The following is a 26,811-nucleotide window of genomic DNA, read 5'->3' as shown; positions in this document are numbered from 1 at the left end:
CCTGCCACGTTCCCGGCGGGGGCGCGGACCGACGGTACTCCGCCGGTCCAGCGTCCGGTGATCGGCCACCCCGCGACGCCGACCCGGGTGGTCGTACTCTTGGCGGTTGTGGCCCGACCCACCTCGCTGCTGAAGCGGCTCCTCCTCGGTCGACCGTTCCGGTCCGACCGGCTCCAGCACACCCTGCTGCCGAAGCGCATCGCGCTGCCCGTCTTCGCCTCCGACGCGCTCTCCAGCGTCGCGTACGCGCCGGACGAGATCCTGCTGACCCTCTCCATCGCGGGCGCCTCGGCGTACCTCTTCTCGCCGTGGATCGCGCTGGCGGTCGTGGTGGTGATGCTCACCGTCGTCGCCAGCTACCGGCAGAACGTGCACGCCTACCCCTCCGGCGGCGGCGACTACGAGGTGGCCACGGTGAACCTCGGTCCCCGCGCCGGCGTGGGGGTGGCCAGCGCGCTGCTGGTCGACTACGTGCTGACGGTCGCGGTCTCGGTCTCCTCCGGAGTGGCCAACCTCGGCTCGGTGGTGCCGTTCGTGGCCACCCACAAGGTGCTGATCGCGGTCTGCGCGGTGGTGCTGCTCACCGCGGTGAACCTGCGCGGCCTGCGGGAGTCCGGGACGGCCTTCGCGATCCCCACCTACGGCTTCATCATCGTGATGGTCGGCATGCTGCTCACCGGGCTGGTCCGGGTCTTCGTGCTCGGCGACGACCTGCGCGCCCCCAGCGCCGACCTCGTCATCCAGGCCGAGCACAGCGTGACCGGTTTCGCCCTGGTCTTCCTGCTGCTGCGCACGTTCTCCTCGGGGTGCGCCGCGCTGACCGGCGTGGAGGCGATCTCGAACGGGGTGCCGGCGTTCAAGGCGCCGAAGAGCCGCAACGCGGCGACCACCCTGCTGCTGCTCGGCAGCATCTCGGTGGCCATGCTGGTCGGGATCATCTGGCTGTCCCGGCTCACCGGACTGCAGTTCGTCGAGGACCCGGACCTGCAGATCATCTCCGGCCCCGAGGGGTACGTGCAGAAGACCGTCACCACCCAGCTCGGCGAGACGGTCTTCGGCTCCGGGTCGGTGCTGCTCTACGTCGTCGCCGGGGTCACCGCGCTGATCCTCTTCCTGGCCGCGAACACGGCGTTCAACGGGTTCCCGGTGCTCGGCTCGATCCTCGCCCAGGACCGCTACCTGCCCCGGCAGCTGCACACCCGGGGCGACCGGCTGGCCTTCTCCAACGGCATCGTCTTCCTCGCCGTCGCCGCGATCGTGCTGATCGTGGGCTTCCAGGCCGAGGTGACCCGGCTCATCCAGCTCTACATCGTCGGCGTGTTCGTGTCGTTCACGCTCTCCCAGGCCGGCATGATCCGGCACTGGAACCGGCACCTGAAGACCACTCGGGACCCGCAGGCGCGCCGGCGGATGCTGCGGTCCCGGGCGATCAACACGTTCGGCATGGCGATGACCGGCGCCGTGCTGGTCGTCGTGCTGGTCACCAAGTTCCTCCTCGGCGCGTGGATCGCCATCGCCGCGATGGCGATGATCTACGTGCTGATGCTGGCCATCCGCCGGCACTACGACCGGGTCGCGGCGGAGCTGACCCCGCCGGACGAGGGCCGCGCCGTGCTGCCCGCCCGCAACCACGCCGTCGTGCTGGTCAGCAAGCTGCACAAGCCGACGCTGCGGGCCATCGCGTACGCCCGGGCCACCCGGCCCGACACGCTGACCGCGGTGACCGTCAACGTCGACGACAAGGACACCCGGGAGTTGCAGGCGGAGTGGGAGCGGCGGGACCTGCCGGTCCCGCTGACGGTGGTCGACTCGCCGTACCGGGAGATCACCCGTCCGATCCTGGACTTCGTGGCCGGCGTCCGCCGCGAGTCGCCCCGCGACGTGGTCACGGTCTTCATCCCCGAGTACGTGGTCGGGCGCTGGTGGGAGAACCTGCTGCACAACCAGAGCGCGCTGCGCCTCAAGGGCCGGCTGCTGTTCGAGCCGGGGGTGATGGTGACCAGCGTGCCGTGGCAGCTCGCCTCGACGGCGTCCAAGGACCTGGACCGGCTGGACGCCACGCTGAGCCGGGGACCGGCGCGGGGGCCCCGGGTCGCGCCGCGCGGCACCCTGCCGCCGAGCGTCCCGCCGGTAGTGTCCGCACCGCCCGGCGAGGGCGGCCCGAGCGGTGGGGGTGAGCGGTGACCGGGGAGCGCCACGGCCGGGGGCTGGAGGAGGCCGAGCGGGTCGAGCTGACCGTCGGGGCGGTCGCCCCCGGCGGGCACTGCGTCGCGCGCGTGGACGGCCAGGTGGTCTTCGTCCGGCACGCGCTGCCCGGCGAGCGGGTGGTCGCCGAGGTCACCGAGGTGCACAAGGGGTTCGTCCGGGCCGACGCGGTGACCGTGCTCCAGGCCGCCCCGGACCGGGTCGAGCAGCCCTGCCCGTACGCGAAACCGGGTCGTTGCGGCGGCTGCGACCTGCAGCACGTCGCCCCGGCCGCCCAGCTCGACTGGAAGGCCGCGGTCGTCCGGGAGCAGCTCACCCGCCTGGGCGGGCTCACCGACGCGGAGGTGGACGCCCTCGGCGTCCGGGTGGACGCGCTGCCCGGCGGGCCGCTCGGCTGGCGCTCCCGCGTCCGCTACGCGGTCGACGGCGCGGGCCGGGCCGGCCTGCTCAAGCACCGTTCGCACGAGGTGGTGCCGATCGACCGCTGCCTGATCGCCCACCCGGCGATCCGGGAACTGCCCGTGCTGGCCCCGAGCGGGGCCCGCTGGCCGGACGCGGACGCGGTGGAGACGGTCGCCTCCACGGGCGGGGACGTGGCGGTCACCGCCGTCGCCGACGGGGTGCCGCGCCCGGTGAGCGGCCCGGCGCGGGTCCGTGAGGTGGCCGCCGGCCGGGAGTGGGTGCTGCCCGCGTCGTCGTTCTGGCAGGTCCACCCGGCCGCCGCCCGCACCCTGGTCGACGCGGTGCTGGACCTGCTCGCCCCCGGGCCGGGGGAGACCGCCTGGGACCTCTACGGCGGGGCGGGGCTCTTCGCCGCGGCGCTGGCCGGCCGGGTCGGGGACGCCGGGCGGGTCACCCTGGTGGAGTCGGCCGAGCAGGGCGTCGCGGCGGCCCGGGAGAACCTGCGCGACCTGCCTCGCGTCGAGGTGGTGCCGGCCCGGGTGGAGGCGGCGCTGGCCCGCCGCCGGATCACGGGCCCGGTCGACGTGGTGGTGCTGGACCCGCCGCGCTCCGGCGCGGGGGCCCGGGTGGTGCGGGACGTGGTCGCGGCCGGCCCGCGCGCGGTCGCGTACGTGGCCTGCGACCCGGCCGCCTTCGCCCGGGACGTGCGCACCTTCGCCGGGTCGGGCTGGCGGCTGGCCGCGCTGCGCGGCTTCGACCTGTTCCCGATGACCCAGCACGTCGAGCTGGTCGGGCTGCTCCTGCCGCCCGGCTGAGTCGCCGCTAGCCTGTCGGGATGAAGATCGTCGGGCTGATGTCGGGCACCTCGTACGACGGGGTCGACGTGGCCGCCGCCGAGTTCACCACCGAGGGCGACACGCTCTGGCTGCGCCCGCTGGGGCACCGGGGCCTCGACTACGACGACGCGCTGCGCGCCGCGATCGGCGGGGTGCTGCCGCCGGGGTCCACCACGATCGAGGCGGTCTGCCGGCTGGACAACCGGCTCGGCGAGGTCTTCGCCGAGGCCGCGGCGGTCGGCGTCGAGCTGGCCGGCGGCACCGTCGACGCGGTGGTCTCGCCCGGGCAGACGGTCTTCCACTGGGTGTCCGACGGCCGGGCGCACGGCACCCTGCAACTCGGCGCGGTCGCGCGGGTGGCCGCGCGGGTCGGCGTACCCGTGCTGAGCGACCTGCGCTCGGCGGACGTCGCCGCCGGCGGGCAGGGCGCGCCCCTGGTCCCGGCGTTCGACGCGCTGCTGCTCGACCCGGCCGACGGCGCGGCCCCGCGCGCCGCGCTCAACCTGGGCGGCATCGCCAACCTCACGGTCCTCGCGCCGGGCGCGCCGGTCCTCGGATACGACGTCGGGCCCGCCAACGCGCTGCTCGACGCGGCCGCCCGGCGCCTCCTGGGCCGGCCCTGCGACCTCGACGGCGCCCGGGCGGCGGCCGGCCGGGTGCACCCCGGCCTGCTGGACGCGCTGCTCGCCGAGCCGTACTACGCGGCGCCGCCGCCCAAGTCGACCGGCAAGGAGCTGTTCCACGCCGGATACCTGGACGCGCGGCTGGCCGCCCTCGGCGAGCCGGTGCCGGCCGACGACGTGCTGGCCACCCTGACCGAGCTGACCGCCCGGGTGGTGGCCGCCGAGTGCGACCGGCACGGCGTGGCGGAGGTCGTCGCGGCCGGCGGCGGGGTGCGCAACCCCACCCTGACCGCCCGGCTGGCCGCGCTCGGGGCCGGGCGGTGGCGGCTGCGCAGCACCGACGAGCTGGGCGTACCGGCGCAGGCCAAGGAGGCGTACGCGTTCGCGCTGCTCGGCTGGCTCTCCTGGCACGGGCTGCCCGGCGCGCTGCCCTCGGTGACCGGCGCCACCCGGGCCGCCGTGCTGGGCTCCTGGACCCCGTCCGGGCCGGCGTTCCGGGGCGCCCCGGCCGCCGCCGCGCCCCGCCGGCTGCGCATCCGCGCCTGACGCGCCGGCCCCGGGCCTGGCTGCGCCGACCTGGGCCTGGCGGGGGCGGACCGTGCCTGGCGGGGGCGGACCGGTCCTGGCGGGGCGTCGACCCGGGTCTGACCGGGTGCTCAGCGCTCCGGGCGGGCGGCGATCGTCCCGGCCAGGCTGCGGACTGTGCGGCGGCCGATAGACTCTTCCGTCATGAGTGTTGAAGAGGACACGGTCCACCACACCGGGCTGCTGGCCACCGTCCGAGGTCCGCAGGACGTCAAGCGGATGTCCGCCGAGGAACTGGACATCCTCGCCGCGGAGATCCGGGACTTCCTGATCGCCAAGGTCTCCCGCACCGGCGGACACGTCGGCCCCAACCTGGGCGTGGTCGAGCTGACGCTGGCCATGCACCGCGTCTTCGACTCGCCGCGCGACCGGCTCCTGTTCGACACCGGCCACCAGGCGTACGTGCACAAGATCGTCACCGGGCGGCAGGCCGGCTTCGACAAGCTGCGCCAGCGGGGCGGGCTCTCCGGCTACCCCAGCCAGGCCGAGAGTGAGCACGACCTCATCGAGAACTCGCACGCCTCCACCGCCCTGTCCTACGCCGACGGCCTGGCCAAGGCGTACGCGCTGCGGGGCGAGCAGCGCAGCGTCGTCGCGGTGGTCGGCGACGGCGCGCTCACCGGCGGCATGTGCTGGGAGGCGCTCAACAACATCGCGACCGCCGGCAACCCCCTCGTCATCGTGGTCAACGACAACGGCCGGTCGTACGCCCCGACCATCGGCGGCCTCGCCGACCACCTCTCCTCGCTGCGGCTCAACCCGAGCTACGAGAAGGTGCTCGACACCGTCAAGGACGCCCTCGGCTCCACCCCGCTGGTCGGCAGGCCGATGTACGAGGTGCTGCACGCGGTCAAGAAGGGCATCAAGGACGCGGTCGCCCCGCAGGCGATGTTCGAGGACCTCGGCATCAAGTACGTCGGCCCGGTCGACGGGCACGACGTGACCGCGGTCGAGTCGGCGCTGCGCGCCGCGAAGAACTTCGGCGGCCCGGTGATCGTGCACGCCGTCACCCGCAAGGGCTACGGCTACCGCCCGGCCGAGGAGGACGAGGCCGACTGCCTGCACGGCCCCGGCAGCGCCTTCGACATCGAGACCGGCAAGCTGGTCGCCGCCCCCTCGGTGAAGTGGACCCACGTCTTCGCCGACGAGCTGGTCGCCATCGCCGACGAGCGGCCCGACGTGGTGGGCATCACGGCGGCGATGGCCGAGCCGACCGGCATCGCCAAGCTCGCCCGCAAGCATCCGAACCGGGTGTACGACGTGGGCATCGCCGAGCAGCACGCGGCCACCTCGGCCGCCGGCCTGGCGCTCGGCGGGCTGCACCCCGTGGTGGCGGTCTACGCGACCTTCCTCAACCGCGCCTTCGACCAGGTCCTGCTGGACGTGGCGATGCACCGGCTGCCGGTGACCTTCGTGCTGGACCGGGCCGGGATCACCGGCCCCGACGGGCCCAGCCACTACGGCATGTGGGACATGTCCGTCTTCGGGGTCGTGCCGGGCCTGCGGATCGCCGCGCCCCGCGACGCCGCCACCCTGCGCGAGGAGCTGCGCGAGGCGGTGGCCGTCGACGACGGCCCGACCATCGTCCGGTTCCCGACCGGCACCGTCGCCGCCGACCTGCCGGCCGTGCGCCGGATCGGCACGGTCGACGTGCTGGCCGAGTCGGCGCGTACGGACGTGCTGCTGGTCGCGGTCGGCTCCTTCGGGCACCTGGGCATGGAGGTGGCCGCCCGGGTCGCCGAGCAGGGCTACGGCGTCACCGTGGTCGACCCGCGCTGGGTCCGTCCCGTCCCGGCCGAGCTGGTCGAGCTGGCCGCCCGGCACCGCCTCGTGGTCACCGTCGAGGACGGCGTCCGGGTCGGTGGCGTCGGCGACGCCCTCGCCCAGGCGATGCGGGACGCCGACGTGCGGGTGCCGCTGCGCGACCTCGGCGTGCCGGCGGACTGGCACCCGCACGGCACCCGCGCGCAGATCCTCGCCGACCTCGGCCTCACCGCGCAGGACGTGGCCCGCGACGTCACCGGCTGGATCTCCCGGCTGGACGCCGAGCCGGTCGAGCCGGTGATCACCGCCGACGACGCGACCGCCCAGAACTGACGCACCGACCGACGGCGGGCGCCCCACCGGGCCGCCCGCCGTCGTCGTCCCCGCCCCGCCCTCGCCGCCGCGAAACACACGCGATCTTGCACTTTCGGCCCCCGCTATGCCGCGAAACGCCCCGTATGCCGGGGCAGAAAGTGCAAGATCGACGGTCGGGGCCGGGAGGGCCGGGGAGGGCGGGGTGGGTCAGCGGGCGCCGATCGAGCGGTAGTGGGTCTTCTCGGGTCCGGCCAGGCTGAACGTCTCCGAGCGGGTCGGCATCGGCACCACGACCAGGCCCGGGCGGTCCACCAGGCGCGGGGTGTCCGGCGGCGTCGACAGGGAGCTGTCCCGGGTGGCCCGCCAGCTCAGCACCGCCAGCGGCTGGCCCGGCACCGGCAGGGCGTACGCCTGGAGCGGGCTGGACCGGTCGGCGGGCGAGACCACCGGCGCGCCGCCGTCGGACGGGCGGTAGACCACGGCGGTCATCGTCCCGTCCGCGGTCTCCCAGCTGAGCTGCTCCAGCTCCGCCGGCTCGCCGCCGCCGAGGGCGACCTCGCCCAGGGTGCGGACGGCCAGCTTGGTCATCGGCCAGGACGAGGGCACCGAGCGGGGCGCGTCCCGGTCGCCGATGCGGCGGGGGACGCTGCCGAACGGGCCCTCCTCGCCGGCGAGCACGCAGGTGTCGAGGCCCTTGAGGGCCCGCCTGCCGGAGCCGCTCTCGTCGCGGACGAGGGGGTAGCGCGGGTCGGTGGTGCCGGTGCCCAGGTCGAGCAGCCGATCGGCGGCCCGGCCCCGGGGCAGCGACTCGGTGGCCCTCAGCGTGGCGGTCACGCCGACGGCCCGGCAGGCCGGCACGTCCACCGGCTCGGTGAGGCCGTCGACGTTGCGCAGCGCGCGGCCGTCCGGCCCGAGCAGCCGCTCGACGCGGCTGGACGTGAGATAGCGCCGGCCGGCGGCCGTGTGCACGGGGAGCACGTCGGAGTAGACGAGGTAGCCGGGGTCGGTGTACTCGGCGGCGCGGGTGACCGCGTACCGGCCGCCCTCGGCGGTGACCTGGAGCAGCCAGGAGGCGCTCTCGCCGGGCACGTCCGCGGCCACCAGGACCAGCGGCGCGCCGTCCACCTCGCCGGACCACAGGATCCCGGACGTGGGCAGGTGCACCCGGTCGTCGGCCGGCGACCGCCAGTCGCGAACCGCCCCGGTCACCGCCGCGGTCACGGTGGCGTCGCCCGCGAGCGCGCCGCGCGCCGGCCAGACCGTCAGGTCGCCGTCGAGGCTGTCGTACCCGACCCGCAGGTCGCTCGGCTGCCGGTCGGCCACCGGGCCGCACGCCGTCGCGGTGAGCAGCAGGGTCAGCAGTGCGGTGGCCGTGCTGCCGCGCCGGCGGACTGGAGCCACCTGTACGCCCCCTCGATCGCCTCAGCCGTGGTCTACGGAAAGCGCCATAGTACGAGATGTCCGATCACCCGGACGCGGCACCTCGTCGGCGCGCCCGGCGCGGATCGCGCGGCCCGGCCGACACGCGCCACAGAGGACAGCGCCGTGGTTTCAGGGCGAATGTCCCGCTCCGGTAGACTCCGCCGACTGTGACGCCTGCCGAGACCCGCGCCGAATCCTCGCCGGAATCCGACGCCGCCGCGGCCTCCGCGTCCGATCCCGGCCGGTCCACGGGCGACGGCGGCGGCCGTACGCCGAACGGCGGCGCCCCCGCGCCGGCCACCCGGACCCCGGCCGACGCGGCCACGCCGAAGGCGGACGTCAACGCCACACCGACGGCCAACGCCGTCGCCCCGTCGGCGGCCGGTGCCACACCGACGGCCGACGCCGTCGCGTCACCGGGGGCCGAGGGCGGGGCCGCCCGCGCCCGACCGCGACGCTGGGCGCGGCGGCGGCAGGACTTGCTGGTCTTCGGCCTGTTCCTGCTCGCCGCGGTCTGGGTGACCAGCCAGATCTGGGTGGACCCGGCCGGCCGGGTGGCCTCGCTCTACAGCAGCGACCCGGCCCAGGTGCAGTTCTTCCTCGCCCACTCGGTACGCGTGGTGCTGCACGGCGAGTTCCCGTTCTTCACCGAGCAGTTCAACTATCCCGACGGGGTCAACCTGATGGCCAACACGGCCATCCTCGCGCTGGGCATCCCGATGGTGCCGGTGACCCTGCTCTTCGGCCCGGCCGTGACCTTCGTGGTGCTGGTCACCCTCGCCCTCGCCGGCACGGCCTCGGCCTGGTACTTCGTGCTCTCCCGGCACGTCGTGCGCAGCCCGCTGGCGGCGGCGGTCGGCGGCTGGTTCTGCGGGTTCTCGCCGGCGATGCTGTCGCACGCCAACTGGCACCCCAACATCATCTCCCAGTTCCTGCTGCCGTTCATCGTCTGGCGGGTGCTGGTCATCACGCGGTCCCGGCGGCCGTGGCGCGACGGCGTGCTGCTCGCCCTGCTGGTCACCGTCCAGGCGTTCATCAACGAGGAGATCCTGCTCTTCACCGCGCTGGCCTGCGGGGTGTTCCTGCTCGCCGTGCTCGCCCAGCGTCCGGCGCTCTGGTCGGCGGCCTGGCGGCCGCTGGCGAAGGCCCTGTCGATCTGCACCCTCGTCGCCGGGGCGCTGCTGGCGTACCCGCTCTACATCCAGTTCGCCGGGCCGATGGCGTACCACGGGCTCAGCGACGCGGTCCGCGACTACGGCAACGACATCGCGGCCTTCTTCGCCCCCGGCTCGCCGACGCTCGGCGGCAACGAGCGCGCCAACATCAACCTCGCGCCGAACTACTCGGAGGAGAACGCCTTCTTCGGCTGGAGTCTCTCCCTCATCGCCGTCGGCATCGTGGCGTGGCTGCGGCGCGAACTGCTGGTCCGGGCGCTCGCCGTGACCGGGGTGTTCTTCGCCGTGCTCTCGCTCGGCGAGCGGGTGTCCTGGTGGGACCGGGAGGTGCTCACCGGGCCGTGGGAGTGGCTGGTCCGGCTGCCGCTGCTCGACGCGGTGGTGCCGACCCGGTTCGGCCTCATCACCAGCGTGGTGATCGGCATCCTGCTGGCGCTCGCCGTCGAGCGCTCCCGGGCGCTGCCGGTCGAGCCCCGGACGCTGCGTACGCTCACCGCCGCCGGGCTCGTCCTCGCGCTGCTGCCGATCGCGCCGATGCCGCTGAAGGTGACCTCCCGCCCGCCGGTGCCGGACTTCATCACCGCCGACCGGTGGCGCGGCTACGTCGGGCCCGACCAGACCCTGGTGCCGATCCCGGTGCCGAACATGGGCCACACCCACGGGATGCGCTGGGCCGCCTCCACCAACCTCGACTTCAAGATCCCCGGCGGCTACTTCCTGGCCCCGCGCAACGGCAACACCGGCGACCCCGGCCGCTTCGGTGGCCGGCCCAGCGGGGTGGGGCAGTTGCTGGAGGAGGTCGCCTCGACGGGGCGTACCCCCAAACTGGACGACCGGCAGCGCCGCCGGTCGCTCGACGAGCTGCGGCACTGGCGGGCGGCGATCCTCGTGCTCCCGGTCGACCAGCACCACGCCGAGCCGCTGCGGCGCACCGTCGAGCAACTGGTCGGCCCGGGCCGCCGGGAGCTGGACGTCTGGGTGTGGGACGTCCGGACGCTGACCGACCAGCCGGCCTGATGGCGGCCCCGACGGCGCCCGGCACCGTCGACGCGGCACCCGACCGGCGCCCGCGCCGGCTGCCGGCGCGCGCGGCCGACGCGCTGGTCGTCGCCGGCTACCTCGCCCTGGCGGTGCTGCTGACCGTCGGCCAGTGGGGGCGGCCGGGGCGGCTGTTCCACCAGGCGGGGGACCAGATCCTCTTCGAGTGGATGCTGGCCCGCGCGGCCCGGGCCGTGACGGGCCTGGAGAACCCGCTGCACAGCTCCGCGCTGAACGCCCCGGACGGGGTGAACCTGATGGCCAACACCTCGGTGCTCGGCCTGGGCGTGCCGCTGACCCCGGTCACCCTGCTGTTCGGCTCGCAGGCGGCGTTCCTGGTGGCGGTGGTCGGCTGCCTCGTCGGCACTGCGACCGCCTGGTACGTCCTGCTGCGCCGCCGGCTGGTCGTCTCCCGGGTGGCGGCGGCCGTCGGCGGCCTGTTCTGCGGCTTCGCCCCGGGGATGGTCGCGCAGGCGGGGGCGCACCTGCACATGGCGGCGCAGTTCCTGGTGCCGGCGATCCTGGCGCTGGTGTTCCATCCGGACCCGCGCCGGCCGTGGCGGCACGGGTCGTTGCTCGGCCTGCTGGTGGCGTACCAGGTCTTCCTGGGCGAGGAGGTGCTGGTCTTCCTGGTGCTGGCCGCCGGGACGTTCGCGCTCGCGTACGCGGCGGCCGACCGGACGGCGGCCCGCCGGCTGGCGCCCGCGCTGCTCGCCCGGCTCGGGGTCGGGGTGGCGGTGTCGCTGCCACTGCTGGCGTACCCGCTGTGGTTCCAGTTCTTCGGCCCGGGCCACTACCGGGGGATGCCGTTCCACGCGTACGGCTACCAGCTCGACGCCGCCTCGTTCACCGCCTCCGCCCGGCAGACCGTGCTCGGCGACGACCACCTGCCCGGCCTGCTCGCGCCGAACCCGACCGAGGAGAACTCCTTCTTCGGGCCGGGCCTGCTGGTGCTCGCCGTGGTCATCGTGAGCTGGCTGTGGCGCCGGCCGCTGGTGCGCGCGCTGGCCGTCTGCGGGCTGCTGTTCGCGCTGCTCTCGCTCGGCGCGCAGATCCGCCTGGACGGCACGCCCACCGGCATCCCGGGCCCGTACCGGCTGGTGGCCGGGCTGCCGCTGCTCGACCTCGCGGTGCCGGCGCGCTTCCCGCTGGTCTGCGTGCCGGTGCTGGGCATCCTGCTCGCACTGTCCCTGGACCGGCTCCGCGCCGCCGCGCCGCGGGCCACGGCCGGCGCGCCGGGAACGGAGACAGGGGACGGCCCGCCGGCGGAGAGGACGGCGGCCGGCGCGCCGGGAACCGTCGGCGGGGTGCCGGTGCGGCTGCTCTGGGGCGGGGCGGTGGCCGCCGCGCTGCTGCCGCTGTTTCCCACGCCGATCCGGACCGTGCCGGCCTGGCCGGTGCCGGCGTTCGTGGCCGAGGGCGGTTGGCGGGCGTACGTCCCGCCGGGGCGGACCCTGGTGCCGGTGCCGCCGGTGACGGGCGCCGGGATCAGCCCGGCGATGCTCTGGTCGGCCCGCACCGGGTTGGCCTTCCCCACGCCGGGCGGCTACTTCATCGGCCCCCGGGCCGCCGACGACCCGGCCGCCCGCTGGGGCGCGCCGGACCGGCCCACCGCGGCGCTGCTGCGCCGGGTGGCCGAGACCGGCGAGGTGCCGGCGGTCACCGACGCCGACCGCCGGCGGGCCGTGGAGGACCTGCGCCACTGGCGGGCCGCCGTGGTCGTCCAGGGTGGTCTGCACCACGGCGACCCGGTCCGGCGTACGGTCGACGCCCTGCTCGGCCCGGGCCGCGAGATCGCGGGCGCCCACGTCTGGGACGTGCGCCCGCTGGTCGGGTGACCGGTCAGCCGACCAGGGGCCGGACGTCCCAGAGCCAGACGTCGTCGACGCGCTGCGGCGGGCCGATCAGCGCGGTCATCAGCTCGCGGAGGACCGCCTCGCGCGGGTGCGCGCCGAGAACGACCACGGACGCCTTCCAGAAGCGCAGGTCCTCGACGGCCTGGCGGCGGTTCTCGTCGGTCAGCGCGGGCACCGCGTTCTTGTCCATCGTGGTGTAGACCAGGCTGCTGGTCGGCCGGTTCGGCGCGCCGAAGACGCCCTCGCCCAGCTCGTTCGGCCCGATGAAGTAGCCGCCGGGGATGGGGAACGCCTGCTGGGTCAGGGCGCTCCAGCGCAGCGTGGGCAGGCCGTGCACGTTGCTCGGGATCGGCACCGGCACCAGGGTCCGGCCCGCCGGCACGTACGGGCGCCAGCCGCCGGCGGTGATGAAGTGCGGCGGGGGCTCGACCGGCTGCGCCGGCAGCGGGCGGGGAACGAGTGGCAGCACGGCGAGCACGATGGCCGCGTACCCGACCGGCCGGAGCCAGCGGTGTCGCGGCCCGGCGGTGTCGCCGGGGGCGTCGTCGCCGGATCGGGGTGCCGGCACCGGCCCGCGACCGCCGCCGGCCACCGCGTCCCAGGCCAGGGCGAGCAGCACGCCGACCGCCGCCGCCACCACCAGGGCCAGCCGGGTCGGCATCATCATCTCGACCAGCGGCAGGTCGTCGGGGACGTAGGACCAGGGGCCGGCCGTCCCGGTCTCCACCCCGTTCAGGCGCACCGTCGGGCCGATCGAGGCCACCGTGAAGACCACCACCAGCACGGCGAGGATCCGGGCGGTGAGCGAGCGGCGCACCAGCAGCACCAGCGCCACCAGCGACAGCAGCACCAGCGGCCAGCCGAACCAGGTGTTCTGCTCGGTCAGCCCGATGGTCTGCTCCACCGCCTCGTCGCCGGCGACGGTGTCCCGGGCGAAGGTGACGAAGGCCGCCAGGTCCTCGCCCCAGCTGTGGAAGACGCCGCCCTGCAGGCCCCGGTAGGACTGCGGACCGTTGAACTGGAACCAGATCGGGTAGGCGGTCAGCAGCAGGGCCAACCCGCCGCCCACGCCGAGCGCGGCGGCGAAGGTGCCGGCCACCGCCCACGTCCGCGCCGGCCGCATGACGGCGTACGCGACCACGGCGACCAGGCAGGCCAGCGCGGTCAGCAGCAGCATCTCCTCGTTGATGAAGATCTGGTACGCCACCAGCAGCCCGAGCACGACGCCGTTGCGCCGCCACCGGCCCGGCTCGCCCAGCCGGAACACCCGCAGCACGATCAGCGGCAGCAGGAAGTTCGAGACGAAGTTGGGCTGGCCGTTGGCGTGGTGCACGATGCCCGGCGCGAAGCCGAGGAACGCGCCGCCGACGAAGGCCGCCGCGCGGGAGCGCACCAGGTGCCGCGACAGCACCCAGTACGACGTGCCGGCGGTCGCGGCCAGCGCGGCGCCCAGGTAGAGCGCGTACACGACCTGCGGGCCGAGGAGCATGGTCAGCGGCGCCAGCGGCAGCGTCACCCCGAGCAGCGAGGTGTTCGCCATCATGTTCACGCCGTCCGGGGCGTTCTGCCGGGCGGTGAACAGCGGGTTCTCCAGGTGCCGCACGGAGTACGCGCCGTGCGAGAAGAGCCACTCGAACCAGCTGTGGTCGGTGGGCAGGTGCGACGACACCCGGTTCTGCACGTCCACCCAGTAGTTCAGGCACACGAGAACGCCCAGCAGGACATAGGCTCCGATGGCCAGTACGTCGGCGCGGGCCGGCCTCCGTCGGGGCCGCCGCGACGGCTCGGCCGCGAGGGGCTCGGAGACGGAGTTCAGCGAGGGGTCTACCACCGGCACAGCCACGACGCGCCATCGTACAGGCGCGGCCGCGTCGCTTTTGTCAGGCCGGTGCGTCCCCGGCCGGATTGCCGGGTCCGCGCGGGTGCGACGGGGAGGACGGCACGTGACGGTCATCGAACTCGGCGAGCTGCGCGACGGGCCGGACCGCGAGGCGCTGCCCCGGCCGCCCCGCGCCGCCGGCCGGCCGCTGCTGGTGGCGCTGGTGCTCGCGCTGCTCGTGGCCACCCTGGCCGGCGCGGCGCCGACGCCGGAGCGGCGCTCGGTCGTCGTGCCGGCCCGCGTCGGGTCCGAGGCGTTCCTCGACGGTGACCGGTTCTACGTGGTCGAGCCGGCCGAGGGGGAGCCCGAGGGGACCGTGGAGGTGCGCGCCTACGCCCTGCCCGAGCGGACCCCGGCCGCCGGCCGGGCGACGGTTCCACTGTGGCGTGCCCGCGTCCCGGCGGGGGGCCGGTTCTGGCAGGTGCAGTCCGTGCCCGGGGTGCTGCTCTTCGCGGTCACCGGGGAGCAGAGCCTCGGCGAGACGGTCGCCCTGGATCCCGGCACCGGCCGACAGCGGTGGCGGCAGCCCGGCCACCCCTGGTCGGACCCGGCCGGAACGCTGCTGGTGCAGACCGCCGACTCCGTCCGGTCGGTGGACCCGGCCTCCGGACGGGCGCTCTGGTCGGTGCGGACGCCGCCGGAGGGGGCGCACCTCGACGTCGGCGACGGGCTGGTGGAGCGGATCGTGCTGGTCGCCGCCGACGGGGCGGTCCAGGTGCGCGACCGCCGCTCGGGCGACCTGCTGCACGCGGCGGACCTGCGCCCCGACGGGCAGCCCGCCTTCGGTCAGGCAGTCGTCGTCCACGACCTGTTGCTGCTCGTCCGGCCATGGGCCGGCACGCTGACGGCCTACGGGCTGGACGGGCTCCGACCGCGCTGGGAGGTGCGCCTGCTGACGGTCGACCACGTCTCCGAATGCGGCCGGTTGCTCTGCGTCGGGGGGTCGGACGTGGGATTCCGCGCGCTGGACCCGGCCACCGGTGCGGTCCGGTGGACCGGGAAGGGGTGGCTGGGGGTGCTGTCCGGGCGGGGCGGGCGGCTGCTCGCGCTGGTGTCGGGACCGGCCGGGGAGCGGTTCGCCGTGCTCGACGCGGCGACCGGCCGGCAGGTCGCCGACCTGGGCACCTGGCAGCTGATGCCGTGGCACGACGACGACCGGCTCCTCGCCGTGCGGCCCGCCGCTTCCGGCGGCGGCCTGGTGGTCGGCGAGCTGGACGTCGCGGCCGGCCGCGCCCGGGTGGTCGACGTGCTCCCGGACGCCTCCGGGCAGTGCCGGGGCGGCACGGACACCGTGCTGTGCCGGCTGCGCTCCGGCGAGATCGGCGTCTGGCGGTTCGGGGGCTGAGCCGACGGTCGCCGGCCGCGCCGGCGGCTCACCAGTTGGGCTGCTCCGGCGCCGGGGGCAGCGGCACGCCGGGCGGCCGGAGCACGTACGCCACCCCGCCGCTGCCGCCCTGCCAGGCGGCCTCGAACCGGTCCCGGTCGACGGTGCGGCGCACCGCGTCGTCGTCGGGGGCGTACGGGTCGTTGAGCACCGGCGCGCCGGTGCCGGTGAAGCCGACCAGCACCATCAGGTGCCCGGCGGTGTCGTAGTCGAGCCCGGGCACCTCGCCGGCGGTGAACGCGGCGGAGACGATCAGCGGGATGCCGGCCGCCACGAACGCCTCCGCCTCGGTCAGCGAGCGCAGCCGGGTGACGAACGCGTCCACGCCGTGCAGCCCGGCGTACGCGGTGTTGAACGGCCAGTTGCCGGCGCCGGCGTAGGCGTGGTCGTAGCAGTGCCGGGCGGCGTGCACCACCACCGGGCGGGGGCCGGGCGGGGCCACCCAGGCGTACCGGTCGGGGGCCGGGGCGGCGCCCCAGAAGGCGAGCACCATCGACGTGCAGGTGGGGCTGCACCAGGAGTCCCCGCCGCCGCCCCACTGCGGGTGCGCGCCGGCGTGCAGCCGCTGCGAGTAGCGCGGCACGTCGAGCACCGTGCCCCAGGCGGCCGGCGTCGTCGCGGCGATCCCGTCCGGGGCGGCCGGGTCCGGGGCGCGCCCGCCGGGCCGGGTGTCCGCGCCGGGCGGGGCCGCCACGGGCGGCGGGCCCTCGGCCGCCGGTCGGGCCGTCGCCGGGCCCGCGCCGCAGGCGACCGCCCCGACCGTACGCAGCACCGGCGTCGTGCCGGCGTCGGCGTCGGCCGGGCGGAGCAGGGTCACCCGGAGCTGCCAGCCGGTGACCGTCGCGCCCGTCACCACCAGGGTGTCCGTGTCCACCCGGGCGTCGTCGTCGCGCTGGCCGGGCACCGAGGTGCGGCGGAACGCCTGGTCGTCGGCGGCCCATTCGGCGAGGACGTACCACCGCGTGGCGGGGGACTCGGCGTGCCAGCCGCGCAGTTCCACCCGCAGCCAGCAGCCCTGCGGGGTCTCCCCGGTCCAGGAGGGCACCACGTCGCGTACGGCGAAGCCGGCCGGCACGGGCGGGGACGTCCAGCTGCCCGCGGCGTACCGGCGGGTGCGGCCGTCGGCGTCGGTGTGATCGAGCCGGTCGACGGGGTCGGCCAGTTCGAGGCCCCGGGGGCCGGCGCGCAGCCCCGCCAGGATCCCCCGGTCCGCGTCGCCGGGGAGGCGGAAGCCCCGGTAGGCGACGTCCCGCCGGGCCGTCGGCGCCGTGTGGGTCATGCGGATCCCCGTCCATTGCGAAGGATGATGCCGGAAGCATCGCGTACGACGAAGGTTTTCTGCAACGGGCGGCCGGGCCGGACGGCGGGTGCGGGCCGGGTTGGCAGTCGGCACTAGGTTGTCGGGTGGTCGGGGCGCGAGGAGGCCGGGATGCGGGTACTGGTGGTCGAGGACGAGCGCAACCTCGCCGACGCGATCGCGCGGGGGTTGCGCAAGCGGGGCATGGCGGTCGACGTCGCCTACGACGGCGACAGCGGGCACGAGATGGCGTTCGTCACCCGCTACGACGTGGTGGTGCTGGACCGGGACCTGCCCGGCGTGCACGGCGACCAGATCTGCGCGGACCTGGCCGCCGCCGGCGCGCTCACCCGGGTGCTGATGCTGACGGCCAGCGGCACGGTCGCCGACCGGGTCGAGGGGTTGCAGCTCGGCGCGGACGACTACCTGCCGAAGCCGTTCGCCTTCGACGAGTTGGTCGCCCGGGTGCAGGCGCTCGGCCGGCGGGCCACCCCGGCCGCGCCGCCGGTGCTGGAGCTCGCCGACCTGGTGCTCGACCCGGCCCGCCGGGTCGCCACCCGGGGCGGGCAGCCGATCGACCTGACGAACAAGGAGTTCGGCGTGCTCTGCGAGCTGCTCAAGGCGCGCGGCGCGGTGGTCTCCAGCGAGGAGCTGCTGGAGCGGGTCTGGGACGCCAACACCGACCCGTTCACCACCATCGTGCGGGTGACGGTGATGACGCTGCGCAGGAAGCTGGGCGATCCCCCGCTGATCGAGACGGTGGTGGGCGCCGGCTACCGCACGGCGGGGGTGGCATCGTGAGCGCGAGGAGCGCGCCGGGTCTGCGGGCCCCGCGGCCGCGAACCGAGGTGGCACTCGTGAGCGCGAGGAGCGCGCCGGGTTCGTGGGCGTGGTCGCGAACGGAGGAGGCGCCGTGAGCCCGAAGAGGGGGTCGCTGGCCGGGCAGCCGCGCCCGAAGGAGACGACCGCGCGGCGGCTACGGCCCACCCTGCGGCTGCGGCTGACCCTGCTCAACGGCGTGCTGCTGGTCGGCGCCGGGGCGATCCTGGTGCTCCTGGCCTGGCTGCTGGTCCGCGACGCGCTGCGCCCGACCGACGAGCTGCTGCCCGGCACCACGGTCGTGCTGGCCGACGGCCGGTCGCTGGACGCCGCGCAGTGGCAGCGGCAACTGGTCGACGCCGCCAGCGGGGAACTGCTGGTCAAGGGCCTGGTGGCGCTGCTGGCGATCAGCGTCGTCGGGGTGGCCGGCGCGTACGCGGTGGCCGGCCGGGCGCTGCGCCCGCTGCACCAGGTCACGGCCACCGCCCGGCGGCTCGGCGAGACCACTCTGGACCAGCGGATCGGTTACTCCGGCGCCGACGACGAGGTGGCCGAGCTGGCGAAGACCTTCGACGCGATGCTGGACCGGATCGCCGCCGCGTTCGAGGCGCAGAAGCGCTTCGTCGCCAACGCCTCGCACGAGCTGCGCACCCCGCTCGCCGTGATGCGTACCGAGATCGACGTGACGCTCAGCGACGACGAGGCGGACGCCGCGGAGTACCGCCGGATGGCCACCGTCGTCCGGGACGCTTCCGAGCGGGCCAACGGGCTGGTCGACGCCCTGCTGGTGCTGGCCCGCAGCGAGGCCCAGGCGGGCCGCCGGCTCGGCCGCCGCACCGAGTGCGACCTCGCCGCCGGCACCGCCAACGCCCTGTCGGCGGTACGCCGCGAGGTGGAGCGGATCGGGTTGCGGGTGCAGACCTCGCTGGAGTCCGCCCCGGTGGTCGGTGACCCGGGGCTGCTCGACCGGCTGGCCGGCAACCTGATCGAGAACGCGGTCCGCTACAACCACCTGCACGGCCGGCTCTGGGTGCGTACCGGCTCGGACGGCTGCCGGTCCTGGCTGGTGGTGGGCAACACCGGCTTCGAGGTGGACCAGGCGGACGTGCCGGGCCTGTTCGAGCCGTTCCGGCGCGGCGGCCGGGAACGCACCGGAGCCCGCGGCTCGGGCCTCGGGCTCTCCATCGTCCGAGCGGTCTGCGACGCGCACGGCGGCACGGTCAAGGTGATCGCCCAGCCCGGGGGCGGGCTGGAGGTCACGGTGACCCTGCCGGCGGCGGAGGCCGCCCCGGCGGTGAGCGCCGGGGAACCGGCCGCCGGGCGGTGACCGGGCGGCGCGGGGTTGCGGGCAGGCCGACCCGATGAAAGGATCATGGGGTCAGGCCGATGATCGGAGGGGGGTGCGTCGATGGTTACCGTCATGATCTCCGCGCCCCGTCTCGCCGGCTGACCCTCACACACGCGGGGCGCCTCCATCCGTAGCGGAGGAAGCCGTGTATCCACGGATCCACAACATCAGTTTCGACTGTCACGACACCTACGCCCTCTCCGGCTTCTGGTCGGCGGTGCTCGGGTACGCCCGGCACGCCGACGACGCCCCGGGTGACCCGGAGGCGGTCCTGCTGCCGCCGGACGGCACCGCCCCGACCGTGTTCTTCCAGCAGGTGCCCGAGGCCAAGACGGTCAAGAACCGGGTGCACGTCTGCCTGGAACCGGCCGGTCGCACCCGCGACCAGGAGGTCGAGCGGGTGCTCGGGCTCGGCGCGGTCCTGGTCGACGACCGGCGGCGCGCCGACGGTACGGGCTGGGCGGTGCTGGCCGACCCGGAGGGCAACGAGTTCTGCGTCCTGCGCAGCGCCGCCGAGCGGGCCGCCGCCGTGGAGCGGGCCGCCGCGGGGGCTGACGCCGAGGGCTGACGCCGGGGGGCCCGTCACCACACCGGTGACGGGCCCCTGCGCGCTGCTCGGGTCAGGACTTCTGCTCGATCTGCCCGCGCATGGCGGCGAGTTCGGCGTGGGCCTGCGTGCCGGTCTTGAAGTAGATGATGATCATGCCCACGCTGCCCCGGTCGCTCCAGACGCAGACGCCGAGCGGCACATTCCGCGCCTCCGCGTCGCCGCACTTGGCCTCGCCACCGAGCGGGCCCGGGTCCACGGACGTCATGTCGCCGAGCCGCACGTCACTGGTGCGCGCGCCCCTGATGGTGTCCTCGAGCGTCTTGGCCGGGTTCGGGTTCATCCCGGACGCGGCGGCGACCATGACGAGGTCCTTCTTGGCCAGTGTGCCGTAGAACGCGCCGACCGTGCTGGTCGCGTCCGGCAGGGACCGGTTCAGCTCCGTCTCGAGCTGCTGGGCGCCGGCCTCGAGGGCGGGGTCGGTGGCCTTGGGTCGGCCGGCGAGCGTCGCCGGCTCGACGACCCGGATCCTGGTGGCGTCGACGGTCTCCTTGACCTCGTCCTTGACGGCGAAGAAGGCGACGGCGGCGCCACCGAGGCAGAGCACCAGCACCACGGCGAGCGAGATCAGCACGATCTTGGCGGCGCTGGACTTCTGCCGCACCGGCGGGCCGGGCTGGCCGCCGTACGCCGGCACCGGCCCGCCACCCGGCTGCGGCGGCGGGAACCCCTCGAACTGCTGCGGTGGCCCGTAACCGCCGGGCTGCGGCGGGGGATACCCGCCGGGCTGCTGCGGTGGCCCGTACCCACCGGGCTGCTGCGGCGGGGGGTACCCGCCGGGCTGCTGCGGCGGGTACCCGCCCGGCTGGGGGGACGAGCCGTACGGCGTGCCGGGGCCGGGCGGCGGGGGGAAGGGGTTGGGGTTGGCCGGCGGGTAGGACATGGGTCGGCTCCAGATCTGCGCAGGGGCGGTTCTCGGTCGGTCCCGGCCGTTGGACCCGCGACGACCACGGGCGACGGGGTGGTGGACCGGGGGCGTGCGGTCAGTACTTCCGCTCGATCTGGCCGCGGATGGCGACGAACTCGGCCGCCGCGGCGGCCGAGGACGAGAAGAACATCACGATGATCCCGACGCTGCCGTGGTCGGCCCAGGCGCAGACGCCCAGCGGCACCCCGGCGGACTCGCCGTCGCCGCACTTGGCCTCGCCGCCGTTCGGGCCCGGGGCGATGCTGGTCAGCCTCTTGACCGACAGCTCGCCGGAGATCTCCTTGACCGCGTCGTCGAGCTCCCCCGTCGGGTTGAGCACGAAGGTGGACGCGGCGACCACCATGACCATGTCCCGCTCGTCGGCGCTGCCGTAGAAGGCGCCGACCACGCCCGTCGCCTGGGGCACCGACGACCTCAGGTCGCGGACCATGTCGTCGGCCAGCTTCCGCAGCGTCGGCTCGGTGCTCTTCGGGCGGCCCGCGAGGGTGTCCGGCGTGACGACCTGGATCCGGGGGGAGGAACTGGCCTCCGGGGACGGGGCGGCCTCCGACGACGGGGCGGCGGAGGGCGTGGGGCTCGAGGCCGCCGTCGGCGTCGGGGTGGGGGTCGGGCCGGGGTCTTCGTTCTCGGAGAGGGCGACGTAGCCCACGGCACCCCCGCCGAGGCAGAGCACCAGCAGCCCGACGATGCCCAGCGTCAGGATCAGGTTGAGCTGCCGCGGCCGCGCCGGCCCGCCGCCCGGGTGGTGCCCGCCGGGAAAGTGCTGCGGGTATCCGGCGTACCCGCCGGCGGGGAAGCCGTCCTGCGGCGTGGCGGGGTAGCCGCCGGCCGGGTAGCCGTCCTGCCGCGTGGCGGGATAGCCGCCGTACGGCTGGTGGGGGTACGGCTGGGCCGGCGGGGGGCCCGAGGTCGGCGCCGCGGACCAGCCGGCGTGGTACGGCGGCTGCGCGACCGGCGGTGACCAGCCCTCGGCCGGTGGCACGGGGTGACCACCCGGGTGCGGCGGGTGGAAGTCGTAGTGCGTGTCGTGCTCCGGCTGCCCGGACCAGGGATCGACCGGCGGTGAGGACATGGATCAGCTCCAGGCGAGGGTGCGAACGGGTGATCGTAGCCAGCCACGGCACGGTACCGCTGTCCCGATCCCGACCGTATCGGCCGCAACGACGATCGCGGTGGCCGCCACCATCCAAGCGGGACGGGGCGACCACCGCGAACGCGGGGGAGCGGTGTGGATCAGGCGGGCAGGCTGGCAACCCCGTGCGGCAGGAACCGCCGGCCGGTGACCCGCTCGGAGGTGCCGGTCCGGTCCAGGTACGGCGTGACGCCGCCCAGGTGGAACGGCCAGCCGGCACCGAGGATCATGCACAGGTCGACGTCCTGCGCCTCGGCGACGACGCCCTCGTCGAGCATGAGGCGGATCTCCTGCGCCAGCGCGTCGAGCGCGTTCTGGCGCACCTGCTCCGCGGTCAGCGGCTGGTCGCCGACCACGAGCAGCTTCGCCACCTCGGCGTTGACCTCGTCGTCGACGACGATCGGCTGGCCGGAGTCGGCGATCCGCTTGAGGTTCTCGCTGACCGCGAACCGGTCCGGGAACGCGGCGTGCAGGGTGCCGCCCACGTGGTACGCGACGGCCGGCCCGACGAGCTGGAGCAGGGCGAGCGGGCGCATCGGCAGGCCCAGCGGGTCCAGCGCGCTGTTCGCGACGTCCAGCGGGGTGCCCTGGTCGACGGCGGCGAAGACCGTGCCGAGGAAGCGGGTGAGCAGCCGGTTGACCACGAACGCCGGCGCGTCCTTGACCAGCACCGAGGACTTCTTCAGCTGCTTGCCCACCGCGAACGCGGTGGCGAGGGTGGCGTCGTCCGTCCGCTCGCCCCGGACGATCTCCAGCAGCGGCAGCACCGCGACCGGGTTGAAGAAGTGGAAGCCGACCACCCGCTCGGGGTGCTCCAGCTCCTGCGCCATGGCCGTGATCGACAGGGAGGAGGTGTTGGTGGCCAGCACCGCCTCCGGCTTGACGATCTTCTCCAGCTCGGCCCAGACCTGCTTCTTGACGGCCAGGTCCTCGAAGACGGCCTCGATGACGAAGTCGCAGTCAGCGAACGACGTGAGCTGGCCCGGCTGTGCCGCGGCGAAGGCCTCTGCCTTCGCCGCGCCGCTGACCAGGCCGTACAGCTTGGCGGCGGTGCCCTTGTCCATCCGGCCCTTGCTGACGGCCTTCTCGATCTGGGTGTGCACGTAGCCGACGCCCTTGTCGACCCGGGCCTGGTCCAGGTCGGTCATGACGACCGGCACCTGGAGGCGGCGGGCGAAGAGCAGGGCGAGCTGGCTGGCCATCAGGCCGGCGCCGACGATGCCGACCTTGGTGACGGGGCGGGCGAGGCCCTTGTCCGGCGCGCCGGCCGGCCGCTTGGCCCGCCGCTGCACCAGGTCGAAGGCGTACAGGCCGCTGCGCAGCTCCTCGGAGAAGACCAGGTCCGCGAGGGCCTCGTCCTCGGCGGCGGTGCCGGTGGCGAAGTCGGCGTCCTTCGCCGTCTCCAGCAGGTCCAGCGCCTTGTACGCGGCCGGGACCGCGCCGTGCAGCCGCTGGTCCAGGGTCTGCCGGGCGAAGTAGAGCACGCCCGCCCACATGTCCTTGTCGACCTCGGGCCGGGTCACGGTGACCTCGCCCCGCACGACGCCGGCGGCCCATTCCAGGGACCGCTCCAGGAAGTCGGCCGGCTCCAGCAGCACGTCCGCGATGCCCATCTCGGCGGCCTGCTTCGGCTTGAGCATCTTGTTCTGCATCAGCGGGTTCTGGATGATCACCTGGGTCGCCGCCGGGATGCCGATCAGGTTCGGCAGCAACTGGGTGCCGCCCCAGCCGGGAACCAGACCGAGGGAGACCTCGGGCAGGGCCAGCGCCGCCGCGCCGCCGGAGAGCGTCCGGTAGTGACAGTGCAGGGCCAGCTCCAGGCCGCCGCCCATCGCCGCGCCGTTGACGAAGGCGAAGGTCGGGATCTCGCTGTCCCTGAGGCGGGCGAAGACCCGGTGGCCGAGCCGGCCGATCTCCAGCGCCTGCTCGCGGTCGGCGAGCTGCGGGAGGCTGGTGATGTCCGCGCCCACGCAGAAGACGTACGGCTTGCCGGTGACCGCGATGAACGCCGGGTCGGCCGCCACCGCGGCGGTGATGGCCTCGTCCAGGCTGGTCAGGCCGCCCGGGCCGAAGCTGTTCGGCTTGGTGTGGTCGAAGCCGTTGTCCAGGGTGATCAGGGCGGCCGGCCGGTCCAGCCCCGGTACGTTCACCTGGCGCAGCAGCGCCCTGGTGACGACCTCGTTCGGTGCGGCGAGCGCGCTCACTTGTCTCCACCCTCCCAGTGGGGGTTCTCCCAGATCACGGTGCCGCCCATGCCGATGCCGATGCACATGGCGGTGAGGCCGTAGCGGACCTCCGGGTGCTCGGCGAACTGCCGGGCGAGCTGGGTCATCAGCCGTACGCCCGAGGAGGCGAGCGGGTGACCGATGGCGATCGCGCCGCCCCACGGGTTGACCCGGGGGTCGTCGTCGGCGATGCCGAAGTGGTCGAGGAAGGCGAGCACCTGCACGGCGAACGCCTCGTTCAGCTCGAACAGGCCGATGTCGTCGATGCTCAGCCCGGCGAGGCGCAGCGCCTTCTCGGTCGACGGGATCGGGCCGACGCCCATCACCTCGGGCTCGACGCCGACGAAGCCGAACGAGACGAGCCGCATGGCGACGGGCAGGCCCAGCTCACGGGCGACGTCCTCGGAGGCGAGCAGGCTCGCGGTGGCGCCGTCGTTCAGGCCGGCCGCGTTGCCCGCGGTGACCTTGCCGTGCGGGCGGAACGGGGTCTTCAGGGTGGCGAGCTTCTCCAGCGAGGTGTCCCGCGGCGCCTCGTCCACCGTGGCCAGGCCCCAGCCGCCGTCGGCGTCACGGATCGCCATCGGCACCAGGTCGTCCTGGAGCTTGCCGTTGGCGTACGCCTTGGCGGTCTTCTGCTGCGAGGCGAGCGCGAAGGCGTCGGTGCGCTCCTTGGTGATGTGCGGCACCCGGTCGTGCAGGTTCTCCGCGGTGGCGCCCATGACCAGGGCGGACGGGTCGACCAGCTTCTCGGCGACGATCCGCGGGTTCGGGTCGACGCCCTCGCCCATCGGGTGGCGGCCCATGTGCTCGACGCCTCCGGCGATGGCGACGTCGTACGCGCCCATGGCGATGCCGCTGGCGACGGTGGTCACCGCGGTCATCGCGCCGGCGCACATCCGGTCGATCGCGAAACCGGGGACGGTCTTGGGCAGGCCGGCCAGCAGGGCGGCGGTCCGGCCGATGGTCAGGCCCTGGTCGCCGATCTGGGTGGTGGCGGCGATGGCGACCTCCTCGACCCGCTCCGGCGGCAGCTGCGGGTTACGGCGCAGCAGCTCGCGGATGCAGCGGATCACCAGGTCGTCGGCGCGGGTGTTGGCGTACATGCCACCCGCCTTGCCGAAGGGGGTGCGGACGCCGTCGACGAAGACGACATCCCGGACTTCACGGGGCACTTGAGCCTCCTTTTCGACCATGATCCGGCCGCCGCGCCGACAGGCGCACCACGGACGGAATCAAGGTCGCCGGCACGGGCGTGTTCTCCCGGATGCTACTCGCCAGTAACCATCCCCGGCACCCGCCCCCGTGTGGTCAACCCCACACCCTCCCGGAATGCCCGTCCGTTGCCCTCTCCCGCCGCCCCGGCTCGTTGATCATGCCGTCGCGACACGCCGCGTCGGCGACAGGCGCATGACCAACGGCGCGGGCCGGGACGGGGCGGGTCAGGGAGCGGGAGGTGGGTCCTGGAGGGCTCCGGTGAGGCCGGGAAGGAGGAGCGCGATCTGCCACTCGCGGGCGTTGAAGCCGCGGAGGGTCTCCGCCACGGTCTCCTCGGTGACCTCCTCCGGGGGGACCCAGGCCAGGCGGCGGATCGAGTCGGGGGCGATCAGGTTCTCCGGGGGCAGGTTGTGCGCCCCGGCGATGCGGACCACCACCTCCCGGCACCGGGTCAGCCGGGCCGCCGCCACCGGGTCCCGCTCGGCCCAGCGGTGCGGCGGCGGGGGGCCCTCGACGGTCGGCGCGACCGGCAGCGCGTCCTCCGGCAGTTGCCGGGCGTCGTCCAGCGCGGCCAGCCAGGTGCGGGCCAGCCGCCGCACCGAGCGCCCGCCGAAGCCGGGCAGGGTGAGCAGCGTCTTCTCGTCCTTCGGGTCCAGCTCGGCCGCCGCGACGATGGCCGAGTCGGGCAGCACCCGCCCCGGGGCGGCGTCCCGCCGGGCGGCGATCTGGTCCCTGGCGTACCAGAGGGACCGCACGCGCGCCTGGGCACGCGCCCCGCGCACCCGGTGGATGCCCGAGGTGCGCCGCCAGGGCTCGGCCCGGACCCGGGGCGGCCGGGCGCCGGTGCGCACGAGCGCGGCGAACTCCTCGGCGGCCCAGGCGGACTTGCCCTGCCGGGTCAACTCCTCGTCCAGCGCGTCGCGCAGGTCGACCAGCATCTCCACGTCCAGCGCGGCGTAGGTCAGCCAGGACTCCGGCAGCGGCCGGGTCGACCAGTCGGCCGCCGAGTGGTGCTTCTCCAGGCTGTAGCCGAGTAGCTGCTCGGTCAGCGCGGCCAGGCCGACCCGCTCGAATCCGGCCAGCCGGGCGGCCAGTTCGGTGTCGAAGAGCCGGCGCGGGCGCAGTCCCAGCTCGGCCAGGCAGGGCAGGTCCTGGCTGGCGGCGTGGAGCACCCACTCGGCCTCGCCGATCACCGTGTCGAGGGCGCCCAGGTCCGGCAGCGGCAGCGGGTCGATCAGCGCCGTGCCCGAGCCGGCCCGGCGCAGCTGCACCAGATAGGCCCGCTGGCTGTAGCGGTAGCCCGAGGCCCGCTCGGCGTCGAGCGCGACCGGGCCGGTGCCGGCGGCGAAGCGGGCCACGACCTCGGCGAGCTCGTCCGGCGTGGCCGCCGGCTGGGGTGTGCCCTCGCGTGGCGCGGTCAGCGGTACGGGCCCGTCGGCGTTCGGTTCGGTCCCCGCGTCCTCCGGCTCCGGCCGGGCCGACGGCGGGCGGTGTGCTTCGTTTCCCGTACGGCTTTCGGCGGCCCGACGGCGCAGGGGTGGTTCGTCGGTCACCTGACAACCCTAGTGCGCGACGGGATCCGGCGGGTGCAGCCGGTCCGGTGTGTGTCGGTGGGACGACCGGGCGGGTCCTTCCGCGAGCCGGACATCGGGGAAGACAAACCCCGTTCACGCAGGTACGGTCCATCGAGCCGTTTGCGCCGGTGCGGCATCATCGGGGCACTGCGCACACTGCGGAGCGTCTACGGGGAGGGCAA

General features: G+C 75.0%; 18 protein-coding genes. 10 read left to right on the top strand and 8 right to left on the bottom strand.

Translation table 11 applies throughout. The features are described from left to right. Positions 1 to 108 precede the first annotated feature (108 nt). The 4 genes from ACGF7U_RS09250 (at position 109) to dxs (ending at position 6,748) form a co-directional block, all read left to right on the top strand. A complete protein-coding gene (locus tag ACGF7U_RS09250) occupies positions 109 to 2,184 on the top strand; it encodes an APC family permease (protein WP_393104658.1) in 2,076 nt (691 codons plus the stop codon). Beyond that, positions 2,181 to 3,422 (top strand): class I SAM-dependent RNA methyltransferase, encoded by a 1,242-nt coding sequence (locus tag ACGF7U_RS09245; RefSeq protein WP_393104656.1) that lies wholly within the window; start codon positions 2,181 to 2,183, stop codon positions 3,420 to 3,422. The genes ACGF7U_RS09250 and ACGF7U_RS09245 overlap by 4 nt, the downstream gene beginning before the upstream one ends. 20 nt (positions 3,423 to 3,442) lie before the next feature. Further along, a complete protein-coding gene (locus ACGF7U_RS09240) occupies positions 3,443 to 4,612 on the top strand; it encodes an anhydro-N-acetylmuramic acid kinase (RefSeq protein WP_393104654.1) in 1,170 nt (389 codons plus the stop codon). Between the two features lie 183 nt (positions 4,613 to 4,795). Then, complete coding sequence (dxs, locus tag ACGF7U_RS09235; RefSeq protein ID WP_393104652.1) at positions 4,796 to 6,748, top strand: 1-deoxy-D-xylulose-5-phosphate synthase; 1,953 nt, start codon at positions 4,796 to 4,798, stop codon at positions 6,746 to 6,748. 189 nt (positions 6,749 to 6,937) lie between these two features. On the opposite strand, the gene ACGF7U_RS09230 is transcribed toward dxs, so the two are convergent. Beyond that, positions 6,938 to 8,131, bottom strand: a complete 1,194-nt coding sequence (locus ACGF7U_RS09230) for a hypothetical protein (RefSeq protein WP_393104650.1) — start codon at positions 8,129 to 8,131, stop codon at positions 6,938 to 6,940. Between the two features lie 188 nt (positions 8,132 to 8,319). On the opposite strand from ACGF7U_RS09230, the gene ACGF7U_RS09225 reads away from it, so the two are divergent. Beyond that, on the top strand, positions 8,320 to 10,344 hold the full coding sequence (locus tag ACGF7U_RS09225; protein ID WP_393104648.1) for a hypothetical protein: 2,025 nt from the start codon (positions 8,320 to 8,322) through the stop codon (positions 10,342 to 10,344). After that, positions 10,344 to 12,203, top strand: a complete 1,860-nt coding sequence (locus ACGF7U_RS09220) for a hypothetical protein (protein WP_393104646.1) — start codon at positions 10,344 to 10,346, stop codon at positions 12,201 to 12,203. Before ACGF7U_RS09225 ends, ACGF7U_RS09220 begins: the two co-directional genes overlap by 1 nt. 4 nt (positions 12,204 to 12,207) lie before the next feature. Here the strand turns inward: ACGF7U_RS09220 and ACGF7U_RS09215 are convergent, their stop codons facing one another. After that, entirely contained in the window at positions 12,208 to 14,064 is a 1,857-nt protein-coding gene (locus tag ACGF7U_RS09215) for a hypothetical protein (RefSeq protein ID WP_393104644.1), read from the bottom strand. Between the two features lie 100 nt (positions 14,065 to 14,164). Between ACGF7U_RS09215 and ACGF7U_RS09210 the strand changes: the two genes are divergently transcribed. Continuing rightward, complete coding sequence (locus tag ACGF7U_RS09210) at positions 14,165 to 15,445, top strand: PQQ-binding-like beta-propeller repeat protein (protein ID WP_393104642.1); 1,281 nt, start codon at positions 14,165 to 14,167, stop codon at positions 15,443 to 15,445. 28 nt (positions 15,446 to 15,473) lie between these two features. Here ACGF7U_RS09210 and ACGF7U_RS09205 read toward each other — a convergent pair whose 3' ends face one another. Further along, complete coding sequence (locus ACGF7U_RS09205) at positions 15,474 to 16,763, bottom strand: peptidase C39 family protein (protein ID WP_393104640.1); 1,290 nt, start codon at positions 16,761 to 16,763, stop codon at positions 15,474 to 15,476. A 150-nt stretch (positions 16,764 to 16,913) separates the two neighbouring features. Here ACGF7U_RS09205 and ACGF7U_RS09200 point away from each other — a divergent pair, with 150 nt between their 5' ends. The 3 genes from ACGF7U_RS09200 to ACGF7U_RS09190 all read left to right on the top strand — a co-directional run bounded on the left by ACGF7U_RS09200 (position 16,914) and on the right by ACGF7U_RS09190 (position 19,516). Further along, complete coding sequence (locus ACGF7U_RS09200; protein WP_393104638.1) at positions 16,914 to 17,582, top strand: response regulator transcription factor; 669 nt, start codon at positions 16,914 to 16,916, stop codon at positions 17,580 to 17,582. 133 nt (positions 17,583 to 17,715) lie between these two features. Beyond that, positions 17,716 to 18,927, top strand: coding sequence for a sensor histidine kinase (locus tag ACGF7U_RS09195; RefSeq protein WP_393105282.1), 1,212 nt, complete (start codon positions 17,716 to 17,718; stop codon positions 18,925 to 18,927). 166 nt (positions 18,928 to 19,093) lie between these two features. Beyond that, positions 19,094 to 19,516: a VOC family protein gene (locus tag ACGF7U_RS09190; protein WP_393104636.1), complete on the top strand. Its 423-nt coding sequence runs from the start codon at positions 19,094 to 19,096 to the stop codon at positions 19,514 to 19,516. Positions 19,517 to 19,568: 52 nt separating this feature from the next. Here ACGF7U_RS09190 and ACGF7U_RS09185 read toward each other — a convergent pair whose 3' ends face one another. From ACGF7U_RS09185 to ACGF7U_RS09165, 5 genes are all read right to left on the bottom strand, one after another. After that, positions 19,569 to 20,438: a hypothetical protein gene (locus tag ACGF7U_RS09185; protein ID WP_393104634.1), complete on the bottom strand. Its 870-nt coding sequence runs from the start codon at positions 20,436 to 20,438 to the stop codon at positions 19,569 to 19,571. A 100-nt stretch (positions 20,439 to 20,538) separates the two neighbouring features. Beyond that, positions 20,539 to 21,555, bottom strand: coding sequence for a hypothetical protein (locus ACGF7U_RS09180; RefSeq protein WP_393104632.1), 1,017 nt, complete (start codon positions 21,553 to 21,555; stop codon positions 20,539 to 20,541). Positions 21,556 to 21,716: 161 nt separating this feature from the next. Continuing rightward, positions 21,717 to 23,819 carry a 3-hydroxyacyl-CoA dehydrogenase NAD-binding domain-containing protein gene (locus tag ACGF7U_RS09175; RefSeq protein WP_393104630.1) on the bottom strand — a complete coding sequence of 701 codons (2,103 nt, stop codon included), beginning with the start codon at positions 23,817 to 23,819 and terminating at the stop codon, positions 21,717 to 21,719. Beyond that, the gene (locus ACGF7U_RS09170) at positions 23,816 to 25,012 is read right to left on the bottom strand and encodes a thiolase family protein (RefSeq protein ID WP_393104628.1); all 1,197 of its coding nucleotides are present in this window, start codon (positions 25,010 to 25,012) and stop codon (positions 23,816 to 23,818) included. The genes ACGF7U_RS09175 and ACGF7U_RS09170 overlap by 4 nt, the downstream gene beginning before the upstream one ends. Positions 25,013 to 25,279: 267 nt before the next feature. Further along, complete coding sequence (locus tag ACGF7U_RS09165; protein WP_393104626.1) at positions 25,280 to 26,608, bottom strand: ribonuclease D; 1,329 nt, start codon at positions 26,606 to 26,608, stop codon at positions 25,280 to 25,282. Positions 26,609 to 26,811 lie beyond the last annotated feature (203 nt).

Source organism: Micromonospora sp. NPDC047670 (assembly GCF_043204915.1).
GTDB lineage: Bacteria > Actinomycetota > Actinomycetes > Mycobacteriales > Micromonosporaceae > Micromonospora.
This window is presented reverse-complemented; position numbering and strand designations above follow the sequence as displayed.